Genomic DNA, 22,901 nt, shown 5'->3' with positions numbered 1-22,901 from the left:
GAGAGACGGGCGGTGGGTCCGGCGGTACGGCGGCGTCCGTGCGCCCCGGGCTCCCTGTGCGCCCTGCGCGCCGGGCGGATCCGGGTGGGCGACCGGCGTGGGGGCACACGCCCGCTCGTCGTCCGCACCCATCGCGGGTTTGCCACCTCCGGCGCGAGAATCCGCCCCCTTCACGCGGTTATCCAGGCGCCTCTGCCGCTGTTTGGCTATGCCTCGCGGCGCGTCCGGCTCACGGGCGTCACGAGGCCGCCGCCTTCGCCGGCCACCCCACCGTCCCTGCCACCACTCCGCCTCTACGGCCGACCACTCACCTCAGGCCCCCGCTGCCACCTCTGCTCGGCAAAGGCTCCGCACCGCTCGCCCAGCGAACACCTCGTTCGATCCCAGGGAGGGAATGTGTCCGCCCCCGAAAGCACCACCGGCCCCGCCACCGACGACCCCGCCCCCGAGCCCGCCGCCCGCCCCGGCGCGGCCGAGGCCCGGCTCACCAGTCTCGGCACGCAGGCGGCGCGCCAGCTCGCCACCACCACCAAGTCCGTGCCGCAGATGCAGGCCATCACCTCGCGCTGGCTGCTCAAGATGCTGCCGTGGGTCGATGTCAGGGGCGGCGCCTACCGGGTCAACCGGCGTCTGACGTTGCGTCTCGGACGCGGCCGGGTGCAGTTCGAGCAGAACGGTGCCGACGACATCAGGGTCATCCCCGAGACGCTCACCGAACTGCCCGTGCTGCGCGGCTACTCCGACGGCGAGGTGCTGAAGCAGATCGCGTCGCGCTTCGAGGTCCGTGAGGTGCGCGTCGGCGAGGTGCTCTTCGAGGCCGGACAGCCCGTGACCGAGGCCTATCTGATCGTGCACGGCCGTTTCACCCGGTACGCCACCGGCAAGTACGGCGAGGAGGAGGTCATCGGGGTCGTCGCGGACGGCGAGGGGCTCGGTGACGAGGCCGTGGGGCGGGCCGACCCGCTGTGGCTCACGTCCGTACGGGCGGAGACCTCGGGCGTCGTGCTGGTGCTGTCCTGGGACGCGCTGCGGGAGTACACGGACCGCGTCCCGTCCTTCGCGGCCCATCTGGAGGCCTACGCGGAGCGGCAGAGCAAGCCGATGAACCGCAAGGGCGAGGCGGATGTGCCGGTGCAGGCCGGGCATGTGGGCGAGCCGGTGCTGACGGGCGGGTTCGTGGACTACGAACTCGCGCCGCGCGAGTACGAGTTGTCGCTCACGCAGACCGTGCTGCGTGTCCACTCGCGGGTCGCCGACCTCTACAACGACCCGATGGACCAGACCGAGCAGCAGCTCCGGCTGACCATCGAGGAGATCCGTGAGCGGCAGGAGTGGGAGCTGGTCAACAACCGCGAGTTCGGGCTGCTGCACAACATCGACTACAGCCAGCGCATCAGCACGTTCTCGGGGCCGCCGACCCCGGACGACCTGGACGAGCTGCTGTCGATGCGGCGCAAGACGCGGCTGTTCCTCGCCCATCCCAAGGCGATCGCGGCGTTCTTCCGGCAGTGCAACAAGCGCGGGCTGGTGCCGGGCACGGCGAACGTGGACGGGCATGAGGTGCCCGCCTGGCGGGGTGTGCCGTTCTTCCCGTGCGGCAAGATCCCGGTCAGCGACCACCACACCAGCAGCATCATCGCGCTGCGCACGGGCGAGGCCGACCAGGGGGTCGTCGGACTGTTCCAGACCGGGATCCCGGAGGAGTACCAGCCCGGCCTGAACGTACGGTTCATGGGCGTCGACGAGACCGCGATCATCCGCTACCTGGTCACCGCGTACTACTCGATGGCCATTCTGGTCCCCGACGCCGCGGGCGTCCTGGAGAACGTCCAGATCGGCCGGACGGCCGGCTGACGGGGTGGAATCGAGCACGCCCATGAACACGCCCCGGCCCCCGGCCCCCACATCCCCGCCTCCAAGCCCGACCAGCTCTCCGACACCGAGCCACGACTGCCTTCGGGCTCCACGCCCCGGACGTCACCCGGCCTTCCGGTCCCGTCGACCCTTGACACTCCGGCCCAACCAACCGTCGGGACTCCGGCCCCACCGGCACTCGGGGCTCCGGCTCCACCGGCCCCCGGGACTCCGGACCCGCTGCCCTCGGGCTCCACGCACCGGACGTCGCCCGGCCTTCCGGTCCCGTCGGCCCTTGGGACTCCAGCCCCACCTACCTTCGGGACTCCGGCCCCACAGGCACTCCGGGCTCCGGCTCCGCAGTCCTCGGGCTCCACGCCCCCACCATCTCTTGGCCTCCCGGCCCCGCCGCCCTCCGGGTCCGCGCATCGCCCGGCCCCCGGGGCTTCGTCCCCCATGCCCCCGGGCCCCGCCAGCCAACCCGGCCCACCGGCCCCACGAGATCCGAGCCCACCGATCCCCGACTTGTCGGCCCAACCGGCCGCCGACCCCCCGGCCCAATCGCGCTCCGGCTCCGCAGCCGCGCCGAGTTCCGGGCACCGGCCGGCCTTCCGCCCTCCGGCCCCACCAACCTTCGGCTACTCGGCCCCACCGGCCCTCGGAACGCCCGCCGCACGGCCGTCGGACTGCGCGATCCCGTCGGGCCCCACGACCTGTCCGGTCCTGGATACTCCCAGCCCCGCGGACCTCGGCCTCCGGCTCGCCCCGACCGCCGAATCCCCGCTCCCATCACCCCCGAGTCCCACGACCCCTCCGGCACCCTCGACCCGGCCGGCCTTCCGCCCTCCCGCTCCACCGACCTTCAGGTTCCCGGCCCCCAGCGTCTCGGGCTCCGTGATCTCCCCGCCCCCGAGTTCCACAGACCGACCAGCCTCCATCTCCCGCCGCACCCCACCCGGCCCCCCGAGCCTCGGCCGGACCGGACGGGCCCGGCGCGGGGGGCCCGTGCCCGGGCTTCGGTATCGGGCCGCCGTGCCCGCCGATCCCGCGAAGGTCGTGGAGGTCGACCGGAGGCTGGAGGCCTGGGCGCGGGAGCTCGAGCTGTTTCCGCCGGCGTGGACGGGGGACTTCGCGGGGTTCCAGTTCGGCCGGGCCGTGGTGCTCCAGCATCCGGGGGCCGTCGATCTGGACCGCCTCACCGTCGCGGGCGAGCTGTTGCTGGCCGAGAACCTCGTCGACAGCTGCTACTGCTCGGAGGACGAGGACCGCGGCGGATCGTCTCGCGGTCTGGGCGGACGGCTGGTCATCGCCCAGTCGGCACTCGACCCCTTCCACGGGCCGCCCGAGGCGGAGAGGGAGTGGCGCCAGGGCCTGACGGCCGACGGGCCGCTGCGCTCGTACCACCGCGCGCTGCGGGACTACGCCGGTTTCGCCACACCCAGCCAGACCGACCGGTTCGTGCACGACATCGCCCGGCTGCACCTCGGGTACGTCGCCGAGGCCGCCTGGGCGGAGACGCGGTACGTGCCGCGCGTCTGGGAGTACCTGGTGATGCGGCAGTTCAACAACTTCCGCCCCTGCCTGTCGATCGTCGACGCCGTGGACGGCTACGAACTGCCCGAGGCGGTCTACGCCCGACCGGAGATCCAGCGGATCACGGCGCTGGCGTGCAACGCCACCACGATCGTCAACGACCTGTACTCCTTCACCAAGGAGCTGGCGGCCGAGCCGGACCATCTCAACCTGCCGCTGGTCATCGCCGCCGACGAGCGGTGCGGACTCAAGGCCGCCTATCTGAAGGCCGTCGAGATCCACAACCAGATCATGGACGCCTTCGAGGAGGAGTCCGCGGCCCTGTCCGCCGCCTCACCGCTCGTCGAGCGTTACGCCGGGAGCCTGGCCGCCTGGGTCTCCGGCAACCACGAGTGGCACGCCACCAACACCCACCGCTACCACCTGCCCGACTACTGGTAGAGCACAGTCCCTTGACGTCACGCAAGAAGCACGAGGAGCCGTCCTTGACCACCACCGCCGACGCCGCCACCGCATCCCTTCAGCCCGCGTCCGCCGCCGATTCGACGTACCAGACCCGCGTGGCCGACTACTGGAACGCGGAGGAGAACCCGGTCAACCTCGAACTGGGGAAGATCGACGACCTGTACCACCATCACTACGGCGTCGGAGAGGCCGACTGGTCCGTGCTCGACGAGCCCGACCCGGCGCTGCTCCGCGAGCGGGTCACCACGGAACTGCACCGCCTGGAGCACGCCCAGGCGGAACTGCTCGCCGCCCACCTCGGCCCCGTGACTCCCGCCGACCGCGTCTTCGACGCCGGCTGCGGACGCGGCGGCGGCAGCGTCGTGGCGAACCTGCGGTACGGCTGCCGCGCCGACGGTGTGACCCTCTCGGCCAAGCAGGCGGACTTCGCGAACGAGCAGGCCCGGCAGCGCGGCATCGACGGCAAGGTCCGCTACCACTGCCGGAACATGCTCGACACGGGCTTCACCTCGGGCGCGTTCGCCGCGTCGTGGAACAACGAGTCGACCATGTACGTGGAACTGGACCTGCTGTTCGCCGAGCACGCCCGGCTGCTGCGCCGCGGCGGACGCTATGTGGTGATCACCGGCTGCTACAACGACACCTACGGGCGGGCCTCGCGCGAGGTGTCCCTGATCAACGCCCACTACATCTGCGACATCCACCCGCGCTCGGAGTACTTCCGGGCGATGGCCCGCAACCGTCTGGTCCCCGTCCATGTGCAGGACCTCACCGCCACGGCCATCCCCTACTGGGAGCTGCGCAGGCGGGCCGACCATCTCGTCACGGGCATCGAGGACACGTTCCTGACCGCGTACAAGAACGGCAGCTTCCAGTACCTGATGATCGTGGCCGACCGCGTCTGACCGTTCGTCAAGTCGTCGGTCACGGCCACTCCGTGGCCGACGCGCGTCTTCCGCCCCGGGCCCGGCTGTGCTTGCCTGGGAGCCTTTTCACCGGCCGGGGCGGGAGTTGCGGGATGCGCGGACCGTGGATCGTGGGTGTCCTGCTGGCCGGGCTGCTGCTCGGGGCGTGCGGGGATCCGTCGTCCGGACCCGGCACGTCCCCGCCGTCCGCGCCGGAGGTGTCCACGACCACGCATCAGCGGGCCCCGGCCTCACCGAGCCCCCGCGCCCCGGCGAAGGCGCCCCGCGTGCTGTATCTCGGCGATTCCCTCGCCATGGAGAACCAGAAGGTCCTCGGCCAGGAGCTGCGCCGGGACCTGCGCGCCAAATACACGAGCGCCCCCTATTCGGGCACCACCCTGTGCGACTACCTGGAGGGCACGGCCGAGCGCTCGCTCGTCCCGGCACGGGACAAGGCGGCGGCCCTGGTGCGATCGCTGCGGCCGGACTTCGTGGTGCTGCAGTTCTGGGGCAACGCCTGGGACTTCACCTGGTGCATGGACAAGATCACGTACGACGGTTCGCGGGAGAGGTACTTCGAGCGGTACGAGGCCGACGCGCGCCGGCTCATCGAGCAGATCTCGACGGCCGGCGGAGCGCACCGGCCGCGGATCGTGTGGGTGCTGCAAGGTCCGGACCCGATCACACCCGACCGGGTGCGGCGCGTGAACGGGCTGTACGAGCGGCTGGCCGCCGGCTCGGACGACATCGTCGCGGACGCCGGGGGGACGGTGAGTCCCGCCTCGGACCGCTACACGTGGACGCAGCACCTGCCCTGCACGGCCTACGAGCGGGCCCACCCCGACTACTGCACCCAGCCCGGCCGCGACCGGACGGCCCTGCACCGCGACGACGACTATCTGCATTTCTGTCTGGCTCCCACGACGTCCACGCCGAAGCCCTGCCCGGTGCGCTCTCCCGGCATCCTGCGCATCGCCCGGGAGATCACCAAAACCATTCGACAGCCGGGGAATTGACCGTTCGAATGGGCGTCATGTGCGCTGTGCGAATGCATGAGGACGAACGAGAGGTCGACGTCCCGCTCGTCGGCCGACTGATCGCGGGACAGTTCCCCCAGTGGGCGGGGCTGCCCCTACGACGCGTGGAGTCCTCCGGGAGCGAGAACGCCATGTTCCGCCTCGGCGCGGACAAGGTCGTGCGGCTCCCCCGGCATCCCCGCGCCGTCGAGGCCATCAGCCACGAACTGCGGTGGCTGCCCCGGCTGAGCCCTGGCCTGCCCGTCGCCTCCCCCGAACCCCTCGGACGGGGCGAGCCCGGCGAGGGCTTCCCGTGGCCCTGGTCGGTGTACGGCTGGCTGGACGGCCGCAACCCGGTGCCCGGCGCGCTCGACGAGCCGCGTCTGCTCGCCGAGGACCTGGGCGCGTACGTCGCGGCCCTGCGCCGGACCGACCCGGCAGAGGGCCCGACCGGTTACCGGGGAGTGCCGCTGGCGGCCCGGGACCCCTTCGTGCGCGAGGCGCTCGCCCAGCTCACGGGGCGGATCGACACCGCAGCCGTGACGGAGGCGTGGGAGGAGGCCCTGCGCGCCCCCGAGTACGCCGGGCCGCCGGTCTGGGCGCACGGCGATCTGATGGCCGGGAATCTTCTGGTCACGGCCGGACGGCTGAGCGCCGTGATCGACTTCGGCACCGTGGGGGTGGGGGATCCCGCCGACGACCTCATCAGCGCCTGGTGTGTACTGCCGACCGATGCGCGCGATGCCTTCCGCAAGGCCGTGGGCGCCGGCGAGGCCGAGTGGGCGCGGGGCCGGGGCTGGGCCCTGTCGATCGCGGTCATCGCCCTGCCGTACTACTGGGACACGAACCCACCGGTCGCGGAGAACTCCCGGCATGTGATCCGGGAGATCCTGGCCGAGACGGCGTAGGGGCAGACTCGGCCGGGTCTGCCCCCTGACCGGGGGGCGTCACTCGCCCGCGTAGGCCTGGTCCAGGGTCGCGATGTCGAACTTGGTCATCGCCATGAACGCCTCGGTCACCCGGGCCACCTTCGCCGGGTCCGGGTCGGTGATCATGTCCTGGAGCCGGTCGGGGACGACCTGCCAGGACACTCCGTACTTGTCCTTGAGCCAGCCGCAGGGTCCGGGCTCGCCGTCCTCGGTGAGCTTGGTCCAGTAGTAGTCGATCTCCTCCTGGTCCGCGCAGAAGATCATGAAGGAGACCGCCTCGGTGAACTTGAACTGAGGGCCGCCGTTGAGCGCGAGGAACTTGTGGCCGTTGGCCGTGAACTCGACGGTCATGACGGTGCCCGCCCGGTGAGGTGTTCCCTCGGGGTAGCGGGCGACGTCGCCGATGCTGGAGTTCTTGAAGATCGAGACGTAGTGGTGGGCGGCCTCCTCGGCCTGGTCGTCGTACCAGAGACACGTGGTGAAACCGTCGGTGGCCATGGGTACCTCCTGGGCGCGTGGAACGCTGTCACCACTGTCGACCGGCGCTCGCCCCGGAACTCATCGGTGGACCGGCCGGCAAATTCAGGTGGCCGTTACACCGTTCGGAACTAGCATCCCGGGTCATGACGTCTTCGCCCGCTGACAGCGGCAGCAGTCTCCGTCCGTTCCGTATCGACATCCCGCAGAGCGACCTCGACGACCTTTACGACCGTCTCGACCGGATCCGGTGGCCCGACGAGCTGCCCGGGGTGGGATGGACATACGGCGTTCCGTCGGGCTATCTGCGCGAGCTGGTGCGGTACTGGCGGCACTCGTACGACTGGCGGGCGGCGGAGGCGCGGCTGAACGCGTGGCCGCAGTTCACGACCGAGATCGACGGCGCGCGGGTGCACTTCGCGCACATCCGCTCCCCCGAACCGGGCGCCACCCCGCTGGTCGTCACGCACGGATGGCCGGGGTCGATCGTCGAGTTCCTCGACATCGTCGGGCCGTTGACGGACCCGGCCGCGCACGGCGGTGATCCGGCCGACGCCTTCCATGTGGTGCTGCCGAGCATCCCCGGCTTCGGGTTCTCCGGACCCACCCGGGAGACCGGCTGGGAGGCGCGCCGGATCGCGGACGCGTGGGCCGAGCTGATGACGCGCCTCGGCTACGAGCGGTTCGGCGCCCAGGGCGGCGACTGGGGCGCGGCCATCTCCCGCGAGCTGGGCCGAGTCCACCCCGGCCGGGTCACCGGCGTCCACCTCAATCTGCTGCCCGGCGGCCAGGCCACCACCGAGCCGACCGCCGAAGAGCTGGACGCGCTGAGTCCCGCGGAACGGGAGCGCACGCTCACCTCCTGGCGCCGGTGGGAGAAGTGGTCGCGCGACGGGACGGGCTACTTCCATGTGCAGTCCACCCGGCCGCAGACCCTCTCCTACGCGCTCACGGACTCGCCGGTGGGCCAACTCGCCTGGATCGTCGAGAAGTTCCGGGAGTGGACGGACTCCGACGAGCTGCCCGAGGAGGCCGTGGACCGGGACCTGATGCTCACGAACGTGATGCTGTACTGGCTGACGGGCACGGCGGGTTCGTCCGCCCGGGTCTACTACGAGCGCGCCCACGCCCGGGGCGAGCGGATCGCCGCCCCGCACGAGCCCTCCAGCGCGCCGACCGCGGTGGCGTCCTTCTCCGGCGACCCCCAGATCCCGCTGCGCCACAAGGCGGAGCGGACGGAGAACATCGTCCGCTGGACGGAGTTCGACCGGGGCGGGCACTTCGCCGCCATGGAGCAACCGGGCCTGCTGGTGGAGGACGTGCGGGCGTTCTTCCGGCAGCTGCGCGAGAAGGGCTGACGCCCGCTCTGCCCGTAGCGAATCTGCCGCGGGCAGAGAATCCGCACAACGGCGTCGTTCGAGGTCAACAGTGGAGTCGAGAGCATCCCCGACCACCAGGAGAACCGATGACTCCACACACGGCCTTCGCCCCGCGGGCGGAGGAGGGCGACACCTCCCCGACCCGCTTCGACGATCAGCTGGCCGCCCAGTTGCTCGCACAGCGCATCGTGCTGCTGGGCACCCAGGTCGACGAGGTCTCCGCGAACCGGGTCTGCGCCCAGCTGCTGATCCTGTCCGCCGAGGACCCGCGCACCGACATCAGCCTGTACATCAACAGCCCCGGCGGGGCGGTGCACGCGGGCCTCGCCATCTACGACACGATGCGGCTCATCCCCAACGACGTCTCCACCCTGGCCATGGGCTTCGCCGCGAGCATGGGCCAGTTCCTGCTCAGCGTCGGCGCGCCCGGCAAGCGCTACGCCCTGCCCAACGCGCGGATCATGATGCACCAGCCGTCGGCCGGAATCGGCGGGACCACCGCCGACATCGAGATCCAGGCGGAGAACCTGGAGCACACCAAGCGGACCATCGAGCGGCTCACCGCCGAGCACACCGGCCAGAGCGAGGAGACCATCTCCCGGGACGGCGACCGGGACCGCTGGTTCACGGCCGAGGAGGCCAAGGAGTACGGCATGGTCGACCGGGTCGTGGAGTCCCTCGCGGACGTCCGCCCGACGGCCGGCCGACGCAGGATGGGGCTGCAGTGATGGGGACCTACACGATTCCGAACGTCGTCGAGCGCACCCCGCAGGGCGAGCGGTCCTACGACGTGTTCAGCCGGCTGCTGTCCGAGCGGATCATCTTCCTCGGCACGGAGATCGACGACGGTGTCGCCAACGTCGTCATCGCGCAGCTTCTCCATCTGGAGTCCTCGTCCCCGGAGAGCGAGATCGCGATCTACCTCAACTCGCCCGGGGGATCGTTCACTTCGCTCATGGCCATCTACGACACGATGTCGTACGTGCGGGCGCCGATCTCGACGTTCTGTGTCGGGCAGGCGGCCTCCACGGCGGCCGTGCTGCTGGCGGGCGGGGACCCGGGGCGGCGGTTCGTGCTGGAGCACGCGCGTGTGCTGCTCGGCCAGCCGGCGAGCGGAGGACAGCGCGGCATGGTCTCCGACCTGGCGCTCCAGGCCAGGGAGATGGTGCGGATCCGCTCCCAGGTGGAGGAGGTGCTGGCGCGGCACACCCACCACGAGGTGGCGACCCTTCGGGCCGACATGGACCGCGACAAGGTGTTCAGCGCGCAGGAGGCGGTGGACTACGGGCTGGCCGACGAGGTGCTCAGCCGGCGCCTCGTGCAGGTCTGAGGCGCCGGCCGGCAGGCGGACTCAGGCGGCCAGGCACATTCCGTCGTGCGACGACGGGGCCGCCGCCCGGCGGCGGCCGGGGGCGCCCGTGTACCGCGCGGTGACGCGGGTCAGTTCGCCCTGTGTCCTCGACAGCAGGTCGCCGAGGCTCAGTCCGAGGGCGCGGGCGGCGGCCGCGAGGACCTCCGAGGAGGCCTCCTTGCGGCCGCGCTCGACCTCCGACAGATACGGCATGGAGATCCGTGCCTCGTCGGCGACGTCCTTCAACGTGCGCTCCTGCGCGAGGCGTTCACGGCGCAGGACGTCGCCGACCAGGTCGCGCCACAGCGGCTCCTTCACGGCGGGGGCCGGAGGGCTCGCACCTTGCGGGCGCAGGGGGATGACGCGGGCTTCGTTCGGCACAAGGTTGGTCACCGCTCCAGCCTAGGAGCGCCGGCCGCCAGGGGAAGGGTCCGGCGTTCCGCCCTCGGTGGAATCCCGGGAGGGCACGCCGGTTTGACTCCGCCTGCCGGGCCGCGTCCTGCCTCTTGCCCCCTGTCGGCCGTTCGGGTGAGCATGGGCGGACCGGAATGCCATGCTCCACCGATTTTCCGTCCGCTCGGCATTCGGGGGCATGTGTTGCGCCTGGCCGGGTACCCGCAACCCGGAAGGACCTAGGCAGATGTAGCCGTGACTTCGTGGGGAGAGGTAATGGAGACCGCCGTGATCCGGTCGAAGGCAGAGGTCGCCGGGGAGAACGCCGAGGCCGGGACGGGTGACGGAGCACTGCCGGTCGTGGACCCGCGGTCCGTGGCCCCGCGGGACGCCAGGGCGCTGTCCCGCCAGTTCTTCCAGCGCCTGACGGAACTCGAAGAGGGCACGCACGAGTACCAGTACGCGCGCAACACGCTCATCGAGATGAACATGTCGCTCGTGCGCTTCGCGGCCGGCCGTTTCCGGGGCCGCGGCGACGACATGGAGGACATCGTCCAGACCGGCATGATCGGTCTGATCAAGGCCATCGACCGGTTCGAGCTGTCGCGCGAGGTCGAGTTCACCTCCTTCGCGCTGCCGTACATCGTCGGTGAGATCAAGCGGTTCTTCCGGGACACGACCTGGGCGGTGCATGTGCCGCGGCGGCTGCAGGAGCTGCGCGTGGAGCTGGCCAAGGCCCGTGAGGAACTCGCCAGCCGGCTGGACCGTGAGCCGACCGTCGCCGAGCTGGCCACGCTGATGAACATCTCCGAGAACGAGGTCGTCGAGGGGCAGATCGCCGCGAACGGGTACAACTCGTCCTCGCTGGACGCCGCGCTCACCGGCGACGGCCCGGAGGGCGGCGAGGCGGTTCTGGCCGACTTCATCGGTGTCGAGGAGAACGGGCTGCGGCTGGTGGAGGACTTCCACTCGCTCGCCCCGCTCATGGCGGAGCTCAGCGAGCGCGACCGGCAGATCATCCACATGCGGTTCGTGGAGGAGGCCACCCAGGCGGAGATCGGCGAGGAGCTCGGCTGCTCGCAGATGCACGTCTCGCGTCTGATCAAGCGGATCATCACCCGGCTGCGGCAGGGCATGCTGGGCGAGCTCGGCTGCGCCTGACACAGTCGGCGGACCGGCCGGGCATACCGGCGAGACCAGCGGGTGCTGTCCCCCATGCGGGAGTGGGACGGCACCCGCGACTGTGTGGGCTGTTGTGGCACCGCGACGGTGTCGGGTCCAATGACGTTCGATGGCGCGCGAGCGCCGTCCGGGGGAGGCTTCACCCGGTCGGCTCAGGCTGGCAAGCTGACGACTGCCGACGGCTACCGCTCAGGCGCCGGTCGCCCCGGCGAGCGGCAGCACGGCGCGTACCCGCTTGCCCACCGGCACCCGCTCCACGCTGACCTGCTCCGCGAGCGCGTGGACGATCTCCAGGCCGTGCCGGCCGACGCGCTCCGGGTTGCGTGGGAAGATGCGGGGCAGGGCTGAGCTGCTGTCGTAGACCGACACGGTCACGGCGGTGTCCGTGCCCACGAGCTCAAGGATGTACGGCCCGTTGCTGTGCCGGTCGGCGTTGGTGACCAGCTCGCTGACCACGAGCTGCACCGCGCCGTCGGCCCGGTCGTCGATGCTCGCGCACCACTCGGTCCTGAGCTGATCCAGGAAGAGCGCGGCGAAGGACCGCGCCTCGGCGATGCATCCCTGCTCGCCTGTGTAGTGTGCCGCCCGCCTCAGCGGTTCCACGGGCACGTCGAAACCAGTCGGTATCACTGCCCCGTCCAGGTGGTCGATCATTTGTTTCTTTCTGGGAAGAAGCCGGACTGGCCGGACGCTCTGCACCAGTGCTCGTACCCCGAGCCGGGCTTCGCAGTCCTGACACGTTTTTCGTCCGTCTCACACCCGGGGCATTCTCCCCCGAGCGCGGGGCACTCGGGAATCAGGACCGGCCGAGGGCGGCCGGGCCGATCGCCGGAGGTGTGCGGTGGCCTGGTGGATATGGGTGGTCGTGGTGCTCGCGGTGCTCGTCGGCGTCGTCGCGATGACGCTCGCCGTGCAGGCCGGCCGGCGGTCCGGAAGGGTCATCGCGGTCCGGCGCCGGCCCGGCGGGAAGGGCCTCCGATGAACCAGCTGATGGCGGCGCGGAGCCTGACGACCCTGCCGGTGGTCACCCTGGGCGGCGACGCCGTCGCCCAGATCAAGGACACCGTCTTCGACGCCGCGGCCGGACGGATCACCGGGTTCACGCTCAGCGGCCGGGGTCTGCTCTCGGGCCCGCTGAAGCAGAGCCTGCCCTGGCCGGCGGTGCACGCGCTGGGCCCCCACGCGGTCATGATCGTCGACGCCGGCGCCCTGGCGGACACGCCCGTCGTGGTGGCACGCCGCGAGGCCCAGCAGGGCCGGGTCCTGCACGCCAAGGTGCTGACCGACGAGGGCGCCGAGGTCGGCACGGTGCTGGACGTCGTCGTCGAGGGCGGCACCAGCGGCCGGGTCGTGGGATTCCGGATCGCCGCGGCCAAGGCGCTGGTGAAGGGCACCCGGCGGCGCCGGCACCGGGTGTACGTGCCGCGCGGGGAGACGCTGGCGGTCTCCGGCCGCGCCCTGGTCATCCCGGCGGACGCCACCCGCTACGTCGCCGACGACCTGCCGGCCTTCGTCGCCCGGGTGGGTGCCTTCCGGCAGGGGCACGAGGGGACGCCGTCATGATGCTGTTCTCGCAGGCGCGGGGCCTGCCGGTGCTGACCCTGGCCGAGGCGGAAGAACTCGGCGTCGTGAATTCGCTGACGGTCGACGCGGCGGCCGGGGTGGTCACGCATGTCCGGGTGCGGGGCAGGCGCTCCCGCAAGGAGACCGTGCTGGCCTGGGGTGCTCTGCACGCCCTCGGCCCGGACGCCGTGCTCGTGCGCTCCGCCGCCGCCCCGGCCGAGGTCCCGCGGCACCACGAGCTGCCGGGCCTGAGGATCCTCACCGAGACGGGCGACTGGCTCGGCACGGTCCAGGACGTCGCGTTCGAACCGGACACCGGCCGCGTCGAGGCGGTCGTCACCGCCCAGGGCGATGTGCCGGCCGGTCGGCTGCTCGGGCTCGGGGACTACGCCCTGGTGGTCCGCGCCGGGTGACTCAGGAGGCCGGGGCCTGGTCCGTCGTGTCACCCACGGTGCCGCCTCCGGTGTCCTCGCCCGTGCCGTCCCCGGGCGGGGGCGGCGAGTCGTCCGCGGGCGGCGATTGGTCCGTCGGCGATTCAGAGGTCGTCTCCGTCGTCGGCGGTTCGCTCGTGGTCGGCTGCGACGAGGTCGCGTCGGTCGGTGTGGAGACGTCGGCCGACGGGGTGGGCTTGCTCGGCGGGGAGGTCTTGCGGTCGTTCTCGCCCGTGTCGCCCTTGTCGCGCTTGAACCACTCGCCGTCGGGTTCGCACATGACGAAGACGTCGACCGGCTCCTCGGCGGGCCTGACCTCGACGACGTCAGACGCCTTGTACCCGGGCCACTTCTCTCCGGTCGTCTTCTTCTGCTGGGGGGCCGGCGGGCTCAGCGGGTTGCCGCAGGCACAGCGCACCCGGGGCACACCGCGGTCGTCGACGAGGACGGCCGTGCCCGCCTGGAGGACGGCCTGGTACTGCGTGGGGCGGCCGCTGCGGTAGCCGTGGTTGGTGACCCAGGTGTCCATCCGCAGCTGCACGGGGGTGAGCGAGCGCAGGTAGGCGGGGACCTCGGACGGGTCGATGCCCTGGACCGACGCGAACGCGCGCTGCTTGTCCGGAGCCCCCTTGAGGTACGTGATCTGCTTCTCCACGTCGCAACTGGCGACGTTGCGGGTGCCGCCGTACAGGCCGGGCGTTCCGCCCCGTACGGCCCGGACGGTGTTCGGCGAAGCCGTTCCGGCGGGCGTCGGCGTGACCGACGGGGCGGAACTCTCCTTGGCCGTCGAGTCGGTGAACGGGTCCGGGCCGGTGTCGGCCGCGGGCTGCAGCAGCACGTCGCCGTCGGAGGTGCCGGTCCCTCCGTCGGACGCGCCGGTGCCGCCGTCGGGGCGGGTGAACACCACGGCCAGGACCACGGCGGCCACCACCGCGCCGGCGATCAGCGCGACCCGGGGCACGGAGCCCCACCACGGGCGGCGGGGCTCCGGCGGCTCACCACCCCCGCTCGGGGGTTCGGAGGGCGGGCCGCCGCCTCCCGAGGGCGGCTGGGAGGGGCCCGACAGCGGGCCCGAGGGAGGTCCTGTGGGGCGACCGGACGACGGCGGTTCGACGCTCACGAGCTCTTCTCCCGACGTGGGTTCTGTACGGCCTGCGCACACCCGAGGCGATCAGTCCTGGATCAGTCCTGGTATATACCGCTTCTTCCGTTACGAGTTCATTGTGTGCCCCGGTCCCGTACGGCCCGCAAGCCGACGCGGACGGACCTCCCGACGGGCGCCCGGCGCGGGCGCTGCTTAGCGTGGCAGCGTGAGTTCGCGCACCTCCTCCGGCCAGGCACGTACCTCCGGCGCGCGGGCCGTCGCCCGGCACGGCTGGGTGCACGCCCTCGTCACGGTGCTCGGCGGGCTGCTCGCCATGATGGTGGTGGCCACGCTCGGCCTGTGGGCCGCAGGGGCGGCGGACCTGCCGGACGGCGCGTTCGCCCCGGTCGTCATGGCGACCGTGGTCACCGCCGTCGGGGGCACGGTGAAGCTCTCCGGAAGCGCCGGCGACTTCGCCGACACGCAGGCGGGACTGACCGTGATCCCGCTGTCCGTCACGCTGACCGGGGCGCTGGTGATCGCCTGGGGATTCCTGCGGCCGCTGCGCCATCGCGCGGTCGCCGAAGCCAGGGAGCTGGCCGGCTGGGCCGCCAGGATCGCGGCCCTGTGGCTGCTCGCCCTGATCGGTCTGACGCTCGCCGCCCGCCACACGTTCGAGATCTCCCTCGGCGACCAGGAGCTGGGCGAACTCGGCGACCTGTTCGGTGCCTCGCCGAAGATCGGTTTCACCACCGACGTTCCGCTGTCCGTGTTCGTCGGCCTGGTGTGGCTGGCCGGTGTGCTGGTGCTGGCCCTGCTGGTGTCGCGCGGCGCCCCGTTGCCGGCCGGACTGCTGCGCTTCCAGGCGTCGGTGCGGCCGGCCGCGTACGCGATGGTCGCCCTGCTGCTGGCGTATGTCGTCATCGGCGTGGTCATCGCACTGGTCGTCGCGGCGACGCGGGGCCATGCGGCGGAGACGTTCGCCGTGATTCTGCTCGGCATGCCCAATCTGGTGTGGATGGCGCTGACGATCGGGCTCGGCGCGACCTGGACCGGCCGGGTGGAGGGGCCGTTCGGGCTGCCCATGCCGCAGGTGCTCGACGAGGTGCTGCGTACCCCCGACATCTCGGAGCTGAATCTGCGGACGCTGTCCGAGCACGACGGCCGGGTGTGGTGGCTGCTGGTCATCGACGTGGTGCTGCTGCTGGCCGCCGCGTTCGTGATGGCGGCCCGCTCACCGGCCCGGGTGCGGGCGTGGCAGCACGCCGTGCACATGGCGGTCGCCCTCATGCTCACGGTGTTCATGATCTGCCTCGTCGGACGCATCTCCGCGCACTACGGCCTGTCCGTGCTCGGCATCGGCGACCTGGGCGGGGGACTCGGGGGCGAGCTCTTCCTCAGACCCCGGCTGTGGGGAGCCGTCGGCCTGGCCGTCCCCTGGGGTCTGGTGACCGGATTCGCCGGAGCGCTGCTGGCGCGGCACGTACGGCGCCGGGGTGAGGTCCGCTCGGACAGCGAGAGCTGACGCCGGGGCGCTGCGTCTCGCGCTACATCCGCTGCCGGAAGACCGGTTCGGCCCAGCGCGGCGGCGGCTTCGGCCCCTCCTCCCCCGGCCCCCGGCCCGCCCGGGTGGGGGTGTGTCCGGCGGCGGGCGCGCCGCCGGTCGTCGCGGCGCGCAGGGCGGCGACGAAGGCGAGGCAGGACGGGTACCGGTCGTCGGGGCTCTTGGCGAGGGCCTTGGCGAGGACGGGGTCGGCCTGCGCGGCGAGGTCCGGCCGGGCCTCGGTCAGCGGCGGGGCCTCGTCGTACTGGTGCGCCCACAGCAGGGCCATGTCGTCGTCCCGGCGGAAGGGCGGATGGCCGGCCAGGATCTCGTAGACGACACAGCCGAAGCCGTACACGTCGCAGCGGGCGTCGACCGGGCGGCCCGAGATCTGCTCGGGGGCGACGTAGTCGAGCGTGCCGACGAACTGGCCGACGGTGGTGAAGCCGGTCAGCGACAGCGACTTCTTCGTCAGTCCGAAGTCGGTGAGGTAGGCGTGTTCGGGGTGGTCGCTGTCGGTGCCGCGGGCCACCAGGATGTTGCCGGGCTTCACGTCCCGGTGCACCAGGCCGTGGTCGTGGGCGGCGTCGAGCGCGGAGGCGACCTGGGCGGCGATCCGCAGGGTGGTGGCGGGTGACAGCGGGCCCTCCCGGTCGAGGAGATGACGCAGGTCGCTGCCGACGACGTATCGCATGGCGATGTACAGCACGCCGTCCGTCTCACCGGCCTCGAAGACCGGCACGATGTGCGGGTGGTCGATCGCGGCGGCGGCCCGGGACTCGTGGGTGAAGCGGCGCCGGAAGGTGTCGTTGCGGGCGAGTTCGGGGGCGAGCAGCTTCAGGGCGACGGTGCGTTCCAGACGCAGGTCGCGGGCCCGGTAGACCACGGCCATGCCGCCGCGGCCGATCTCCTTCTCGATCCGGTACCCGGCGATCTGCTGCCCGAGCAGCTCGGAGGGCCGCCCCGAGAACAGGCTCGTCTCGCGGGTCAACGGGTGTCACCCTCAGGCGAAACGACCCGGGTGGGCTCGGACCCCACGACGCGCGTGGGCGGCGCCTCGGCGGGGCTGTCGGGTCCCTCTTGCTCTTCCTCCGCCTCGTCGGGAGCCACCACACGGGTGGGCGGGGCGGCCGCGGGACGGGCGCCTCCCTCGGCTTCCTCGGGTGCCACGAGCCGGGTGGCCTCGGGGACATCGGCGGACACGACGCGGGTCGGCTCAGGAGCCTCGGGAGCCACCACGCGGGTCGGCTCAGGAGCCTCGGGCTGCGCCGCACGCTCCGGTTCAGGGCCCTCGGGCGACACGACCCGCGTCGGCTCAGGCGCCGAAGGCGGCCCGGCACGCGCTGATTCAGGTCCCTCGGGCGACACCACCCGCGTCGGGTCGGGCGGAACGACCGGCGTGGCACGCGCCGGTTCCGGCGCCTCGGAAGCCACCACCCGCGTCGGCTCGGGCGCCTCAGGCTGCGCGGCACGCGCCGGTTCAGACGCCTCCGGCGACACCACACGCGTCGGCTCAGGCGCCTCAGGCGGCCAGGCACGCGCCGGCTCAGGTCCCTCGGGCGACACCACCCGCGTCGGCTCAGGAGGAACGACCGGCGTGGGCGGTTCCTCGGCCCGGAACGGCTCCTCGACACGGGACGGTTCGTCGGCCCGGGGCGGCCCCTCTGCCCGAGGCGGCTCCTCTGCCGCGTCCGCGGGCACCACCCGCGTCGGGGTGGGTGTCGGGGCCGGGGGCTCGGACGGTCGGGGCTCCGGGCGGGAGCTCGGGGTCTCGTCCGCCGCGTACGGGGTCGCCCGGGTGCCCTCCGCGTACACCCAGTGCCCGTGCGCGGCGTCGTAGAGCCACACCGACTCGCCGTCGACGACGACGCCGATCCGCAGCCCGTGGGTGCGGGCGTGGAAGGACTCCCGGTCGAGGCCGCCCGCGAGGTCCTCCACCGCGGACCGGTAGCGCGCCAGGGCCTCCTGCGCACGGGTCAGCAGCGGACGCGAGTCGGCGGTCCGGGTGAGCGGCCCGTCCGCGGCGGGCGGATCCTGCGGTACGGCGACCAGCCGGCGGCCGTCGACCCAGGCCGACCAGCCGTTGAAGCACAGCACATGCCCCCAGTCGCCCTGCCGCTCGACGAGCTGCACCGGCAGCAGGGGATCGAGGTCGACGGTGGGCCGGGCCGGGTCGGGTGCCTCCCAGGCGGGCATCCCGTGCTGCGGGACGACGTGCGTGGGCCGGAAACCGGGAGTCGTCACAGTCGCTCCCTACTTCCGCATCACGGCCGGTTCGTGCCGGCGCAGCAGCCGGGAGACGAGGAAGCCGAAGAGCACCGACAGCACGACGAGCATCCCGACGTCGAGCAGCCACATGCCCGCCGAGTGCTCGAAGAGCGGATCCTTGGTCAGCTCGTCGGGCACGATCCGGGCCAGCCCGACGGTCCCGGCCATCGCGGCCAGCGCCCAGCGCGCCGGCACCAGCCAGCCGAGCTGCTCCAGTCCGGGAACGCCGTCCAGTTTCAGCAGGGCACCGCAGAAGACGACCTGGACGATGGCGACGAGCACCAGCAGCGGCATCGTCACCTCTTCCTTGCGCACCAGCGCCGAGATGAGCAGCCCCAGCATCATCGCGGTGAACGCCAACAGGGCGACGGCGACCGCGATTTCGACCAGGGGCGGCATCAGCACGCCTTCGCCGCCGGGCGCGCCGAGGTCCACGCCGAGCAGGGCGACCAGGGTGAGCACCACCGCCTGGAGCACGGTGATGACGCCGAGGACGACGACCTTCGACATCAGGTACGCCGATCTGGACAGGCCCACCGTGCGTTCCCGCTGGTAGATGACGCGTTCCTTGACGAGTTCGCGCACGGCGTTGGCGGCGCCGGTGAGGACCGCGCCGACGCACAGGATGAGCAGCGTGTTCATCGCCGTGTCGAAGGTCAGCTTGCCGCCCGACAGGGCCCGCGCCATCACGCCCATCACGAACGGCAGGGCGATCATGATGATCAGGAAGGTGCGGTCGGCGCTGAGCGCGGAGGCGTACCGGCGCACGAGGGTGCCGAGCTGGGCGGACCGGCTGCGCGGCCGGGGCGGCGCGGTGATGACGACGGGCCCGGACCGGGGCTGCCGGGGCTGGGCGGTGGCCTCGGCGACGTAGTGGTCCCGGAACGGCGAGGTGCGGTAGTCCCCCGCCCAGTCCCGGTCCTTGTCCCGCTCGAAGGCCTCGAAGGCCTCGGGCCACTGCTCGAAGCCGAAGTAGGCCAGGGCGTCCTCGGGCGGTCCGTAGTAGGCGATCTTCCCGCCGGGCGCGAGCACCAGGAGCCGGTCGCACACGTCCAGGCTGAGGACGCTGTGGGTGACGACGATGACGGTCCTGCCGTCGTCGGCGAGGCCGCGCAGCATGTGCATCACCGAGCGGTCCATGCCGGGGTCGAGGCCGGAGGTCGGCTCGTCGAGGAAGAGCAACGACGGCTTGGTCAGCAGTTCCAGGGCCACGCTGACGCGCTTGCGCTGGCCGCCCGAGAGGCTGTGCACGGGCTGGTCGACGCGTTCCTCCAGGCCCAGTTCGCGGATCACCTCGTCGACCCGGGCACGCCGTTCGGCCTTGGCGGTGTCCTGCGGGAAGCGCAGCTCGGCGGCGTAGGAGAGGGCTTTGCGGACGGTCAGCTGGGCGTGCAGGATGTCGTCCTGCGGGACGAGGCCGATGCGCTGGCGCAGCTCTGCGTAGTCGCGGTAGAGGTCGCGGCCGTCGTAGAGGACGGTGCCGTGGTCGGCGGGCCGCTGGCCGGTGAGGGCGTTGAGGAGCGTGGACTTTCCGGCGCCGCTCGGGCCGACGACGGCGAGCAGGCACTTCTCCCCCACCGGGAACGACACATGGTCCAGCAGTGTCTTGCGGCCCCGGTCGACGGTGACCGCGAGGTCCTGGACGTCGAGGGAGATCTCGCCGGTGTCGACGTACTCCTGGAGTTCGTCGCCGACGAGGCAGAACACCGAGTGACCGATGCCGACGATGTCGCCCTGGCCGACGGGGGCGCTGGTGACGGCGCTGCCGTTGAGGTAGGTGCCGTTGTGGCTGCCCAGGTCGGTGATCTGGTAGGTGCCGTCGGGCAGGGCGCGCAGCTCGGCGTGCCGGCGGGAGACCACCAGGTCGTCGATGACCAGGTCGTTGTCGGTGGCGCGCCCGATGCGGACGGTGCGGGCGGGCAGCGGCCGTACGGTGGTGGGCTGCTTGTAGGTGCCGGTGGCCGCGGGCATGGAGACGGCGGAGGGGCGTTCCGGGGCCGGTGCGGGGCGGCCCAGCAGGACCACGCGCGGTCCGTCGGCCGGGTTGCCGAAGCGGATGACCGTGCCGGGGCCGACGTCCCACTCGTGGACGCGGCGGCCCTCGGCGTAGGTGCCGTTGGTGCTGTTCTCGTCCTCGAGGGTCCAGTGGCCGTCGGTGGGCCGCAGCACGGCGTGGTGCCAGGAGACCCGGTCGTCGTCGATGACGACATCGCTCAACGGGTCGCGTCCGACGTGGTAGTCGTGACCCGGAATCATCACGGTGGAGCCCGTCTCGGTCTCCAGGACGAGTTCTGGTGCTACCGACGACTGCGCCATGACCAAGATTCTACCGATTTGCCTGGTGTGTGCCTCTGCGAGCGGGTCAGGCCACGGGGATGCCCAGGCCGGAGGCCGTCCGCTGCATCCGCAGGGCGTCCACGGACTCGGCGAGCAGTTCGTACTCGGTGGTGTCGTCGCTGGTGGCGATGCGCACCAGCCGTCCGGCCGCCAACTCCTCGGCGACCCGCTCCTGGTGGCCGGGGTCCGCGCACCAGGCGCGCAGTTGTGTGGGCACGTCGGGCACGGTGGCGGCGACCGGCACGAGCGCGCCCGGCGGTAAGTGCTCGGCGTCGGGCTGGGGGTCGAGACGCTGGGCGATCCAGGAGGCACGGTCGCGCAGCCACCACAGGGCGAGGGCGAGGGTGGGCGCCCGGTAGGTTCCCAGGGGGACTCCGATGCGGCGGCCGTCGCAGACCCCGTACGCAGTGACGTGACACAGGAACTCGTCGTGCACGTGACCTCCCCCGTTGCCCTGCCCGCCTGCCGGACTCACTCCACCGCGGCTCGCGTGCTGTGCGTGAGGACACCGTCGCTGGATGTGAAAGCGCTCTCGCTGGTCAGTATGTTCACTGCTGAATCACTGTCACCACGACTTTCCGGCCACTCTCCTGGCATATTCACAGCCCGAGTTGGCCGAAACCCGGCAGGGTGGGTCGTGCCGGGTTCGCCACGTGCGGTGATCCGGGCCCTGACCAGCGGGCACGGCCCACCGGGCGCCGACTGGGACGTGCGGGGCGATGAGTTCTCCGGTGTCCGGCGGTCTGATGGAGGAGAGGCCGCCGAGCACCGGAGGACGCCATGGCCACGACCACAGATCTGGACGCGGAGTTCACCGCGGTCCTGCGCAGGAGCCCCGCCGAGGGCGGCTGGACCTATCTGGTCTGGCCCCGGTCCGTCGAGTTCTTCGGCACCCGCGGCCTGGTCAAGGTCCGCGGGACGATCGACGGGCATCCGTTCCGCAGCTCGTTCATGGCGCTGGGCGACGGCACGCACAAGCTGCCCGTGAAGGCCGACATCCGCAAGGCCATCGGCAAGGAGGAGGGCGACACGGTGACCGTGCGCCTGGAGGAGCGGATCAGCTCCTAGACGGTTCCTGGACGGCCCGGCCGGGGGCGGGGACCGCCCCCGGCCGGGGAGACCGCTACTGCTTGACGATCGCGTCGATCCGGGCCAGCTCGTCCGCGTCGAAGTCCAGGTTGCGGATGGCGCCGACGCTGTCCTCGATCTGCTGCGCGCTGCTCGCGCCGACCAGCGCGGAGGTGACCCGGCCGCCGCGCAGCACCCAGGCCAGCGCCATCTGGGCCAGGGTCTGGCCGCGCGACTTGGCGATGTCGTTCAGGTCGCGCAGCCGTCCCACCAGGTCCTCGGTGAGCGCGTCGGAGTTCAGGAACGGGCTGTCGCTCGCGGCCCGGGAACCCTCCGGGATGCCGTCGAGGTAGCGGGCGGAGAGCAGGCCCTGCTCCAGCGGGGAGAAGACGATGGAGCCGACCTGGAGCTCGTCGAGGGCGTCCAGCACGCCCTGGTCCTCGGGGCGGCGGTCCAGCATCGAGTAGCGCGGCTGGTGGATGAGGAGCGGGGTGCCCAGCTCGCCCAGGATGCGGGCGGCCTCGCGGGTCTGCTCGGCGGAGTAGTTCGAGACACCGACGTACAGCGCCTTGCCCTGCTGCACCGCCGTGTGCAGGGCGCCCATCGTCTCCTCCAGCGGAGTGTCCGGGTCGGGGCGGTGCGAGTAGAAGATGTCGACGTAGTCGAGGCCCATCCGCTCAAGGCTCTGGTCCAGCGAGGACAGCACGTACTTGCGCGAGCCCCACTCGCCGTACGGGCCGGGCCACATCAGGTAGCCGGCCTTGGTGGAGATGACCAGCTCGTCGCGGTACGCCGCGAAGTCCGACTTCAGGAACCCGCCCAGCGCGGACTCGGCGGAGCCGGGCGGCGGTCCGTAGTTGTTGGCGAGGTCGAAGTGGGTGACGCCGAGGTCGAAGGCGCGGCGCAGGATGGCGCGCTGGGTCTCGACGGATCGGTCCGGGCCGAAGTTGTGCCACAGACCGAGTGAGAGCGCGGGGAGCTTCAGGCCGCTGCGTCCGGTGCGCCGGTAGGGCATGTCCGCGTAGCGGTCGGGGTGTGCGGTGTACAACGCGACTCCAGAGGGGTTGGCCGGGACGGTCGGATGAAACCGGTGTCCACTCTGGCGTGACCTGCTCCCATGCGT

The 22,901-nt window shown here is 71.9% G+C and carries 23 protein-coding genes; 14 read left to right on the top strand and 9 right to left on the bottom strand.

Going from position 1 to position 22,901, the window contains the following annotated elements:
- Window positions 1-396 precede the first annotated feature (396 nt).
- From NNW99_RS37790 to NNW99_RS37770, 5 genes are all read left to right on the top strand, one after another.
- Complete coding sequence (locus NNW99_RS37790) at window positions 397-1,854, top strand: family 2B encapsulin nanocompartment shell protein (RefSeq protein WP_215123911.1); 1,458 nt, start codon at window positions 397-399, stop codon at window positions 1,852-1,854.
- Between the two features lie 936 nt (window positions 1,855-2,790).
- Entirely contained in the window at window positions 2,791-3,828 is a 1,038-nt protein-coding gene (locus NNW99_RS37785) for a family 2 encapsulin nanocompartment cargo protein terpene cyclase (RefSeq protein ID WP_215124601.1), read from the top strand.
- 44 nt (window positions 3,829-3,872) lie between these two features.
- Window positions 3,873-4,757 (top strand): geranyl diphosphate 2-C-methyltransferase, encoded by an 885-nt coding sequence (locus NNW99_RS37780; protein WP_215123910.1) that lies wholly within the window; start codon window positions 3,873-3,875, stop codon window positions 4,755-4,757.
- A 113-nt stretch (window positions 4,758-4,870) separates the two neighbouring features.
- Window positions 4,871-5,773, top strand: coding sequence for an SGNH/GDSL hydrolase family protein (locus NNW99_RS37775; protein ID WP_215123909.1), 903 nt, complete (start codon window positions 4,871-4,873; stop codon window positions 5,771-5,773).
- Window positions 5,774-5,805: 32 nt separating this feature from the next.
- On the top strand, window positions 5,806-6,681 hold the full coding sequence (locus NNW99_RS37770) for an aminoglycoside phosphotransferase family protein (RefSeq protein WP_251058046.1): 876 nt from the start codon (window positions 5,806-5,808) through the stop codon (window positions 6,679-6,681).
- 39 nt (window positions 6,682-6,720) lie between these two features.
- Here NNW99_RS37770 and NNW99_RS37765 read toward each other — a convergent pair whose 3' ends face one another.
- Window positions 6,721-7,200 carry a VOC family protein gene (locus NNW99_RS37765; protein ID WP_215123907.1) on the bottom strand — a complete coding sequence of 160 codons (480 nt, stop codon included), beginning with the start codon at window positions 7,198-7,200 and terminating at the stop codon, window positions 6,721-6,723.
- 125 nt (window positions 7,201-7,325) lie between these two features.
- Here NNW99_RS37765 and NNW99_RS37760 point away from each other — a divergent pair, with 125 nt between their 5' ends.
- From NNW99_RS37760 to NNW99_RS37750, 3 genes are all read left to right on the top strand, one after another.
- On the top strand, window positions 7,326-8,537 hold the full coding sequence (locus NNW99_RS37760) for an epoxide hydrolase family protein (protein ID WP_215123906.1): 1,212 nt from the start codon (window positions 7,326-7,328) through the stop codon (window positions 8,535-8,537).
- 107 nt (window positions 8,538-8,644) lie between these two features.
- Window positions 8,645-9,286 (top strand): ATP-dependent Clp protease proteolytic subunit, encoded by a 642-nt coding sequence (locus tag NNW99_RS37755; RefSeq protein ID WP_215123905.1) that lies wholly within the window; start codon window positions 8,645-8,647, stop codon window positions 9,284-9,286.
- A complete protein-coding gene (locus NNW99_RS37750; RefSeq protein WP_215123904.1) occupies window positions 9,286-9,888 on the top strand; it encodes a ClpP family protease in 603 nt (200 codons plus the stop codon). Before NNW99_RS37755 ends, NNW99_RS37750 begins: the two co-directional genes overlap by 1 nt.
- A gap of 21 nt (window positions 9,889-9,909) precedes the next feature.
- On the opposite strand, the gene NNW99_RS37745 is transcribed toward NNW99_RS37750, so the two are convergent.
- Window positions 9,910-10,302 carry a RodZ family helix-turn-helix domain-containing protein gene (locus tag NNW99_RS37745; protein ID WP_215123903.1) on the bottom strand — a complete coding sequence of 131 codons (393 nt, stop codon included), beginning with the start codon at window positions 10,300-10,302 and terminating at the stop codon, window positions 9,910-9,912.
- Window positions 10,303-10,578: 276 nt separating this feature from the next.
- Here NNW99_RS37745 and NNW99_RS37740 point away from each other — a divergent pair, with 276 nt between their 5' ends.
- Window positions 10,579-11,463, top strand: a complete 885-nt coding sequence (locus NNW99_RS37740; RefSeq protein ID WP_215123902.1) for an RNA polymerase sigma factor SigF — start codon at window positions 10,579-10,581, stop codon at window positions 11,461-11,463.
- Between the two features lie 210 nt (window positions 11,464-11,673).
- Here NNW99_RS37740 and NNW99_RS37735 read toward each other — a convergent pair whose 3' ends face one another.
- Entirely contained in the window at window positions 11,674-12,138 is a 465-nt protein-coding gene (locus NNW99_RS37735) for an ATP-binding protein (RefSeq protein WP_215123901.1), read from the bottom strand.
- A 187-nt stretch (window positions 12,139-12,325) separates the two neighbouring features.
- On the opposite strand from NNW99_RS37735, the gene NNW99_RS37730 reads away from it, so the two are divergent.
- From NNW99_RS37730 to NNW99_RS37720, 3 genes are read left to right on the top strand one after another with little or no spacing between them, the layout of a single operon-like run.
- Window positions 12,326-12,466: a hypothetical protein gene (locus tag NNW99_RS37730; RefSeq protein ID WP_215123900.1), complete on the top strand. Its 141-nt coding sequence runs from the start codon at window positions 12,326-12,328 to the stop codon at window positions 12,464-12,466.
- Window positions 12,463-13,047, top strand: coding sequence for a PRC-barrel domain-containing protein (locus tag NNW99_RS37725; RefSeq protein WP_215123899.1), 585 nt, complete (start codon window positions 12,463-12,465; stop codon window positions 13,045-13,047). The genes NNW99_RS37730 and NNW99_RS37725 overlap by 4 nt, the downstream gene beginning before the upstream one ends.
- Window positions 13,044-13,460 carry a PRC-barrel domain-containing protein gene (locus tag NNW99_RS37720; protein ID WP_215123898.1) on the top strand — a complete coding sequence of 139 codons (417 nt, stop codon included), beginning with the start codon at window positions 13,044-13,046 and terminating at the stop codon, window positions 13,458-13,460. The genes NNW99_RS37725 and NNW99_RS37720 overlap by 4 nt, the downstream gene beginning before the upstream one ends.
- A gap of 1 nt (window position 13,461) precedes the next feature.
- Here the strand turns inward: NNW99_RS37720 and NNW99_RS37715 are convergent, their stop codons facing one another.
- Window positions 13,462-14,439: a DUF6777 domain-containing protein gene (locus NNW99_RS37715; RefSeq protein ID WP_370869187.1), complete on the bottom strand. Its 978-nt coding sequence runs from the start codon at window positions 14,437-14,439 to the stop codon at window positions 13,462-13,464.
- Window positions 14,440-14,788: 349 nt separating this feature from the next.
- Between NNW99_RS37715 and NNW99_RS37710 the strand changes: the two genes are divergently transcribed.
- On the top strand, window positions 14,789-16,087 hold the full coding sequence (locus tag NNW99_RS37710; RefSeq protein WP_215123896.1) for a streptophobe family protein: 1,299 nt from the start codon (window positions 14,789-14,791) through the stop codon (window positions 16,085-16,087).
- Window positions 16,088-16,109: 22 nt separating this feature from the next.
- Here the strand turns inward: NNW99_RS37710 and NNW99_RS37705 are convergent, their stop codons facing one another.
- From NNW99_RS37705 to NNW99_RS37690, 4 genes are read right to left on the bottom strand one after another with little or no spacing between them, the layout of a single operon-like run.
- Window positions 16,110-17,096, bottom strand: a complete 987-nt coding sequence (locus NNW99_RS37705) for a serine/threonine-protein kinase (protein WP_215123895.1) — start codon at window positions 17,094-17,096, stop codon at window positions 16,110-16,112.
- Window positions 17,093-18,349, bottom strand: coding sequence for a hypothetical protein (locus NNW99_RS39275; protein WP_370869186.1), 1,257 nt, complete (start codon window positions 18,347-18,349; stop codon window positions 17,093-17,095). Before NNW99_RS39275 ends, NNW99_RS37705 begins: the two co-directional genes overlap by 4 nt.
- 9 nt (window positions 18,350-18,358) lie before the next feature.
- Complete coding sequence (locus NNW99_RS37695) at window positions 18,359-20,689, bottom strand: FHA domain-containing protein (protein ID WP_215123894.1); 2,331 nt, start codon at window positions 20,687-20,689, stop codon at window positions 18,359-18,361.
- Between the two features lie 46 nt (window positions 20,690-20,735).
- Window positions 20,736-21,146: a hypothetical protein gene (locus NNW99_RS37690; protein WP_215123893.1), complete on the bottom strand. Its 411-nt coding sequence runs from the start codon at window positions 21,144-21,146 to the stop codon at window positions 20,736-20,738.
- 344 nt (window positions 21,147-21,490) lie between these two features.
- Between NNW99_RS37690 and NNW99_RS37685 the strand changes: the two genes are divergently transcribed.
- On the top strand, window positions 21,491-21,778 hold the full coding sequence (locus NNW99_RS37685; RefSeq protein ID WP_215123892.1) for a DUF1905 domain-containing protein: 288 nt from the start codon (window positions 21,491-21,493) through the stop codon (window positions 21,776-21,778).
- A 55-nt stretch (window positions 21,779-21,833) separates the two neighbouring features.
- Here NNW99_RS37685 and mgrA read toward each other — a convergent pair whose 3' ends face one another.
- The gene (gene mgrA / locus NNW99_RS37680) at window positions 21,834-22,826 is read right to left on the bottom strand and encodes an L-glyceraldehyde 3-phosphate reductase (RefSeq protein WP_215123891.1); all 993 of its coding nucleotides are present in this window, start codon (window positions 22,824-22,826) and stop codon (window positions 21,834-21,836) included.
- Window positions 22,827-22,901 lie beyond the last annotated feature (75 nt).

The sequence above is a fragment of the Streptomyces sp. CRCS-T-1 genome (assembly GCF_024442335.1).
In the GTDB taxonomy this organism is placed as follows: Bacteria; Actinomycetota; Actinomycetes; order Streptomycetales; family Streptomycetaceae; genus Streptomyces; species Streptomyces koelreuteriae.
Note: the sequence above shows the minus strand (reverse complement) of the source record. Positions and strands in the feature narration are given on the sequence as shown.

Excerpts from the sequence above, each read along its gene's own strand:
- NNW99_RS37775 (WP_215123909.1), top strand. The coding sequence starts at position 4,871 with ATGCGCGGACCGTGGATCGTGGGTGTCCTGCTGGCCGGGCTGCTGCTC.
- NNW99_RS37770 (WP_251058046.1), top strand. The coding sequence starts at position 5,806 with ATGCATGAGGACGAACGAGAGGTCGACGTCCCGCTCGTCGGCCGACTG.
- NNW99_RS37765 (WP_215123907.1), bottom strand. The coding sequence starts at position 7,200 with ATGGCCACCGACGGTTTCACCACGTGTCTCTGGTACGACGACCAGGCC.
- NNW99_RS37760 (WP_215123906.1), top strand. The coding sequence starts at position 7,326 with ATGACGTCTTCGCCCGCTGACAGCGGCAGCAGTCTCCGTCCGTTCCGT.
- NNW99_RS37755 (WP_215123905.1), top strand. The coding sequence starts at position 8,645 with ATGACTCCACACACGGCCTTCGCCCCGCGGGCGGAGGAGGGCGACACC.
- NNW99_RS37750 (WP_215123904.1), top strand. The coding sequence starts at position 9,286 with ATGGGGACCTACACGATTCCGAACGTCGTCGAGCGCACCCCGCAGGGC.
- NNW99_RS37740 (WP_215123902.1), top strand. The coding sequence starts at position 10,579 with ATGGAGACCGCCGTGATCCGGTCGAAGGCAGAGGTCGCCGGGGAGAAC.
- NNW99_RS37735 (WP_215123901.1), bottom strand. The coding sequence starts at position 12,138 with ATGATCGACCACCTGGACGGGGCAGTGATACCGACTGGTTTCGACGTG.
- NNW99_RS37725 (WP_215123899.1), top strand. The coding sequence starts at position 12,463 with ATGAACCAGCTGATGGCGGCGCGGAGCCTGACGACCCTGCCGGTGGTC.
- NNW99_RS37720 (WP_215123898.1), top strand. The coding sequence starts at position 13,044 with ATGATGCTGTTCTCGCAGGCGCGGGGCCTGCCGGTGCTGACCCTGGCC.
- NNW99_RS37695 (WP_215123894.1), bottom strand. The coding sequence starts at position 20,689 with ATGGCGCAGTCGTCGGTAGCACCAGAACTCGTCCTGGAGACCGAGACG.
- NNW99_RS37685 (WP_215123892.1), top strand. The coding sequence starts at position 21,491 with ATGGCCACGACCACAGATCTGGACGCGGAGTTCACCGCGGTCCTGCGC.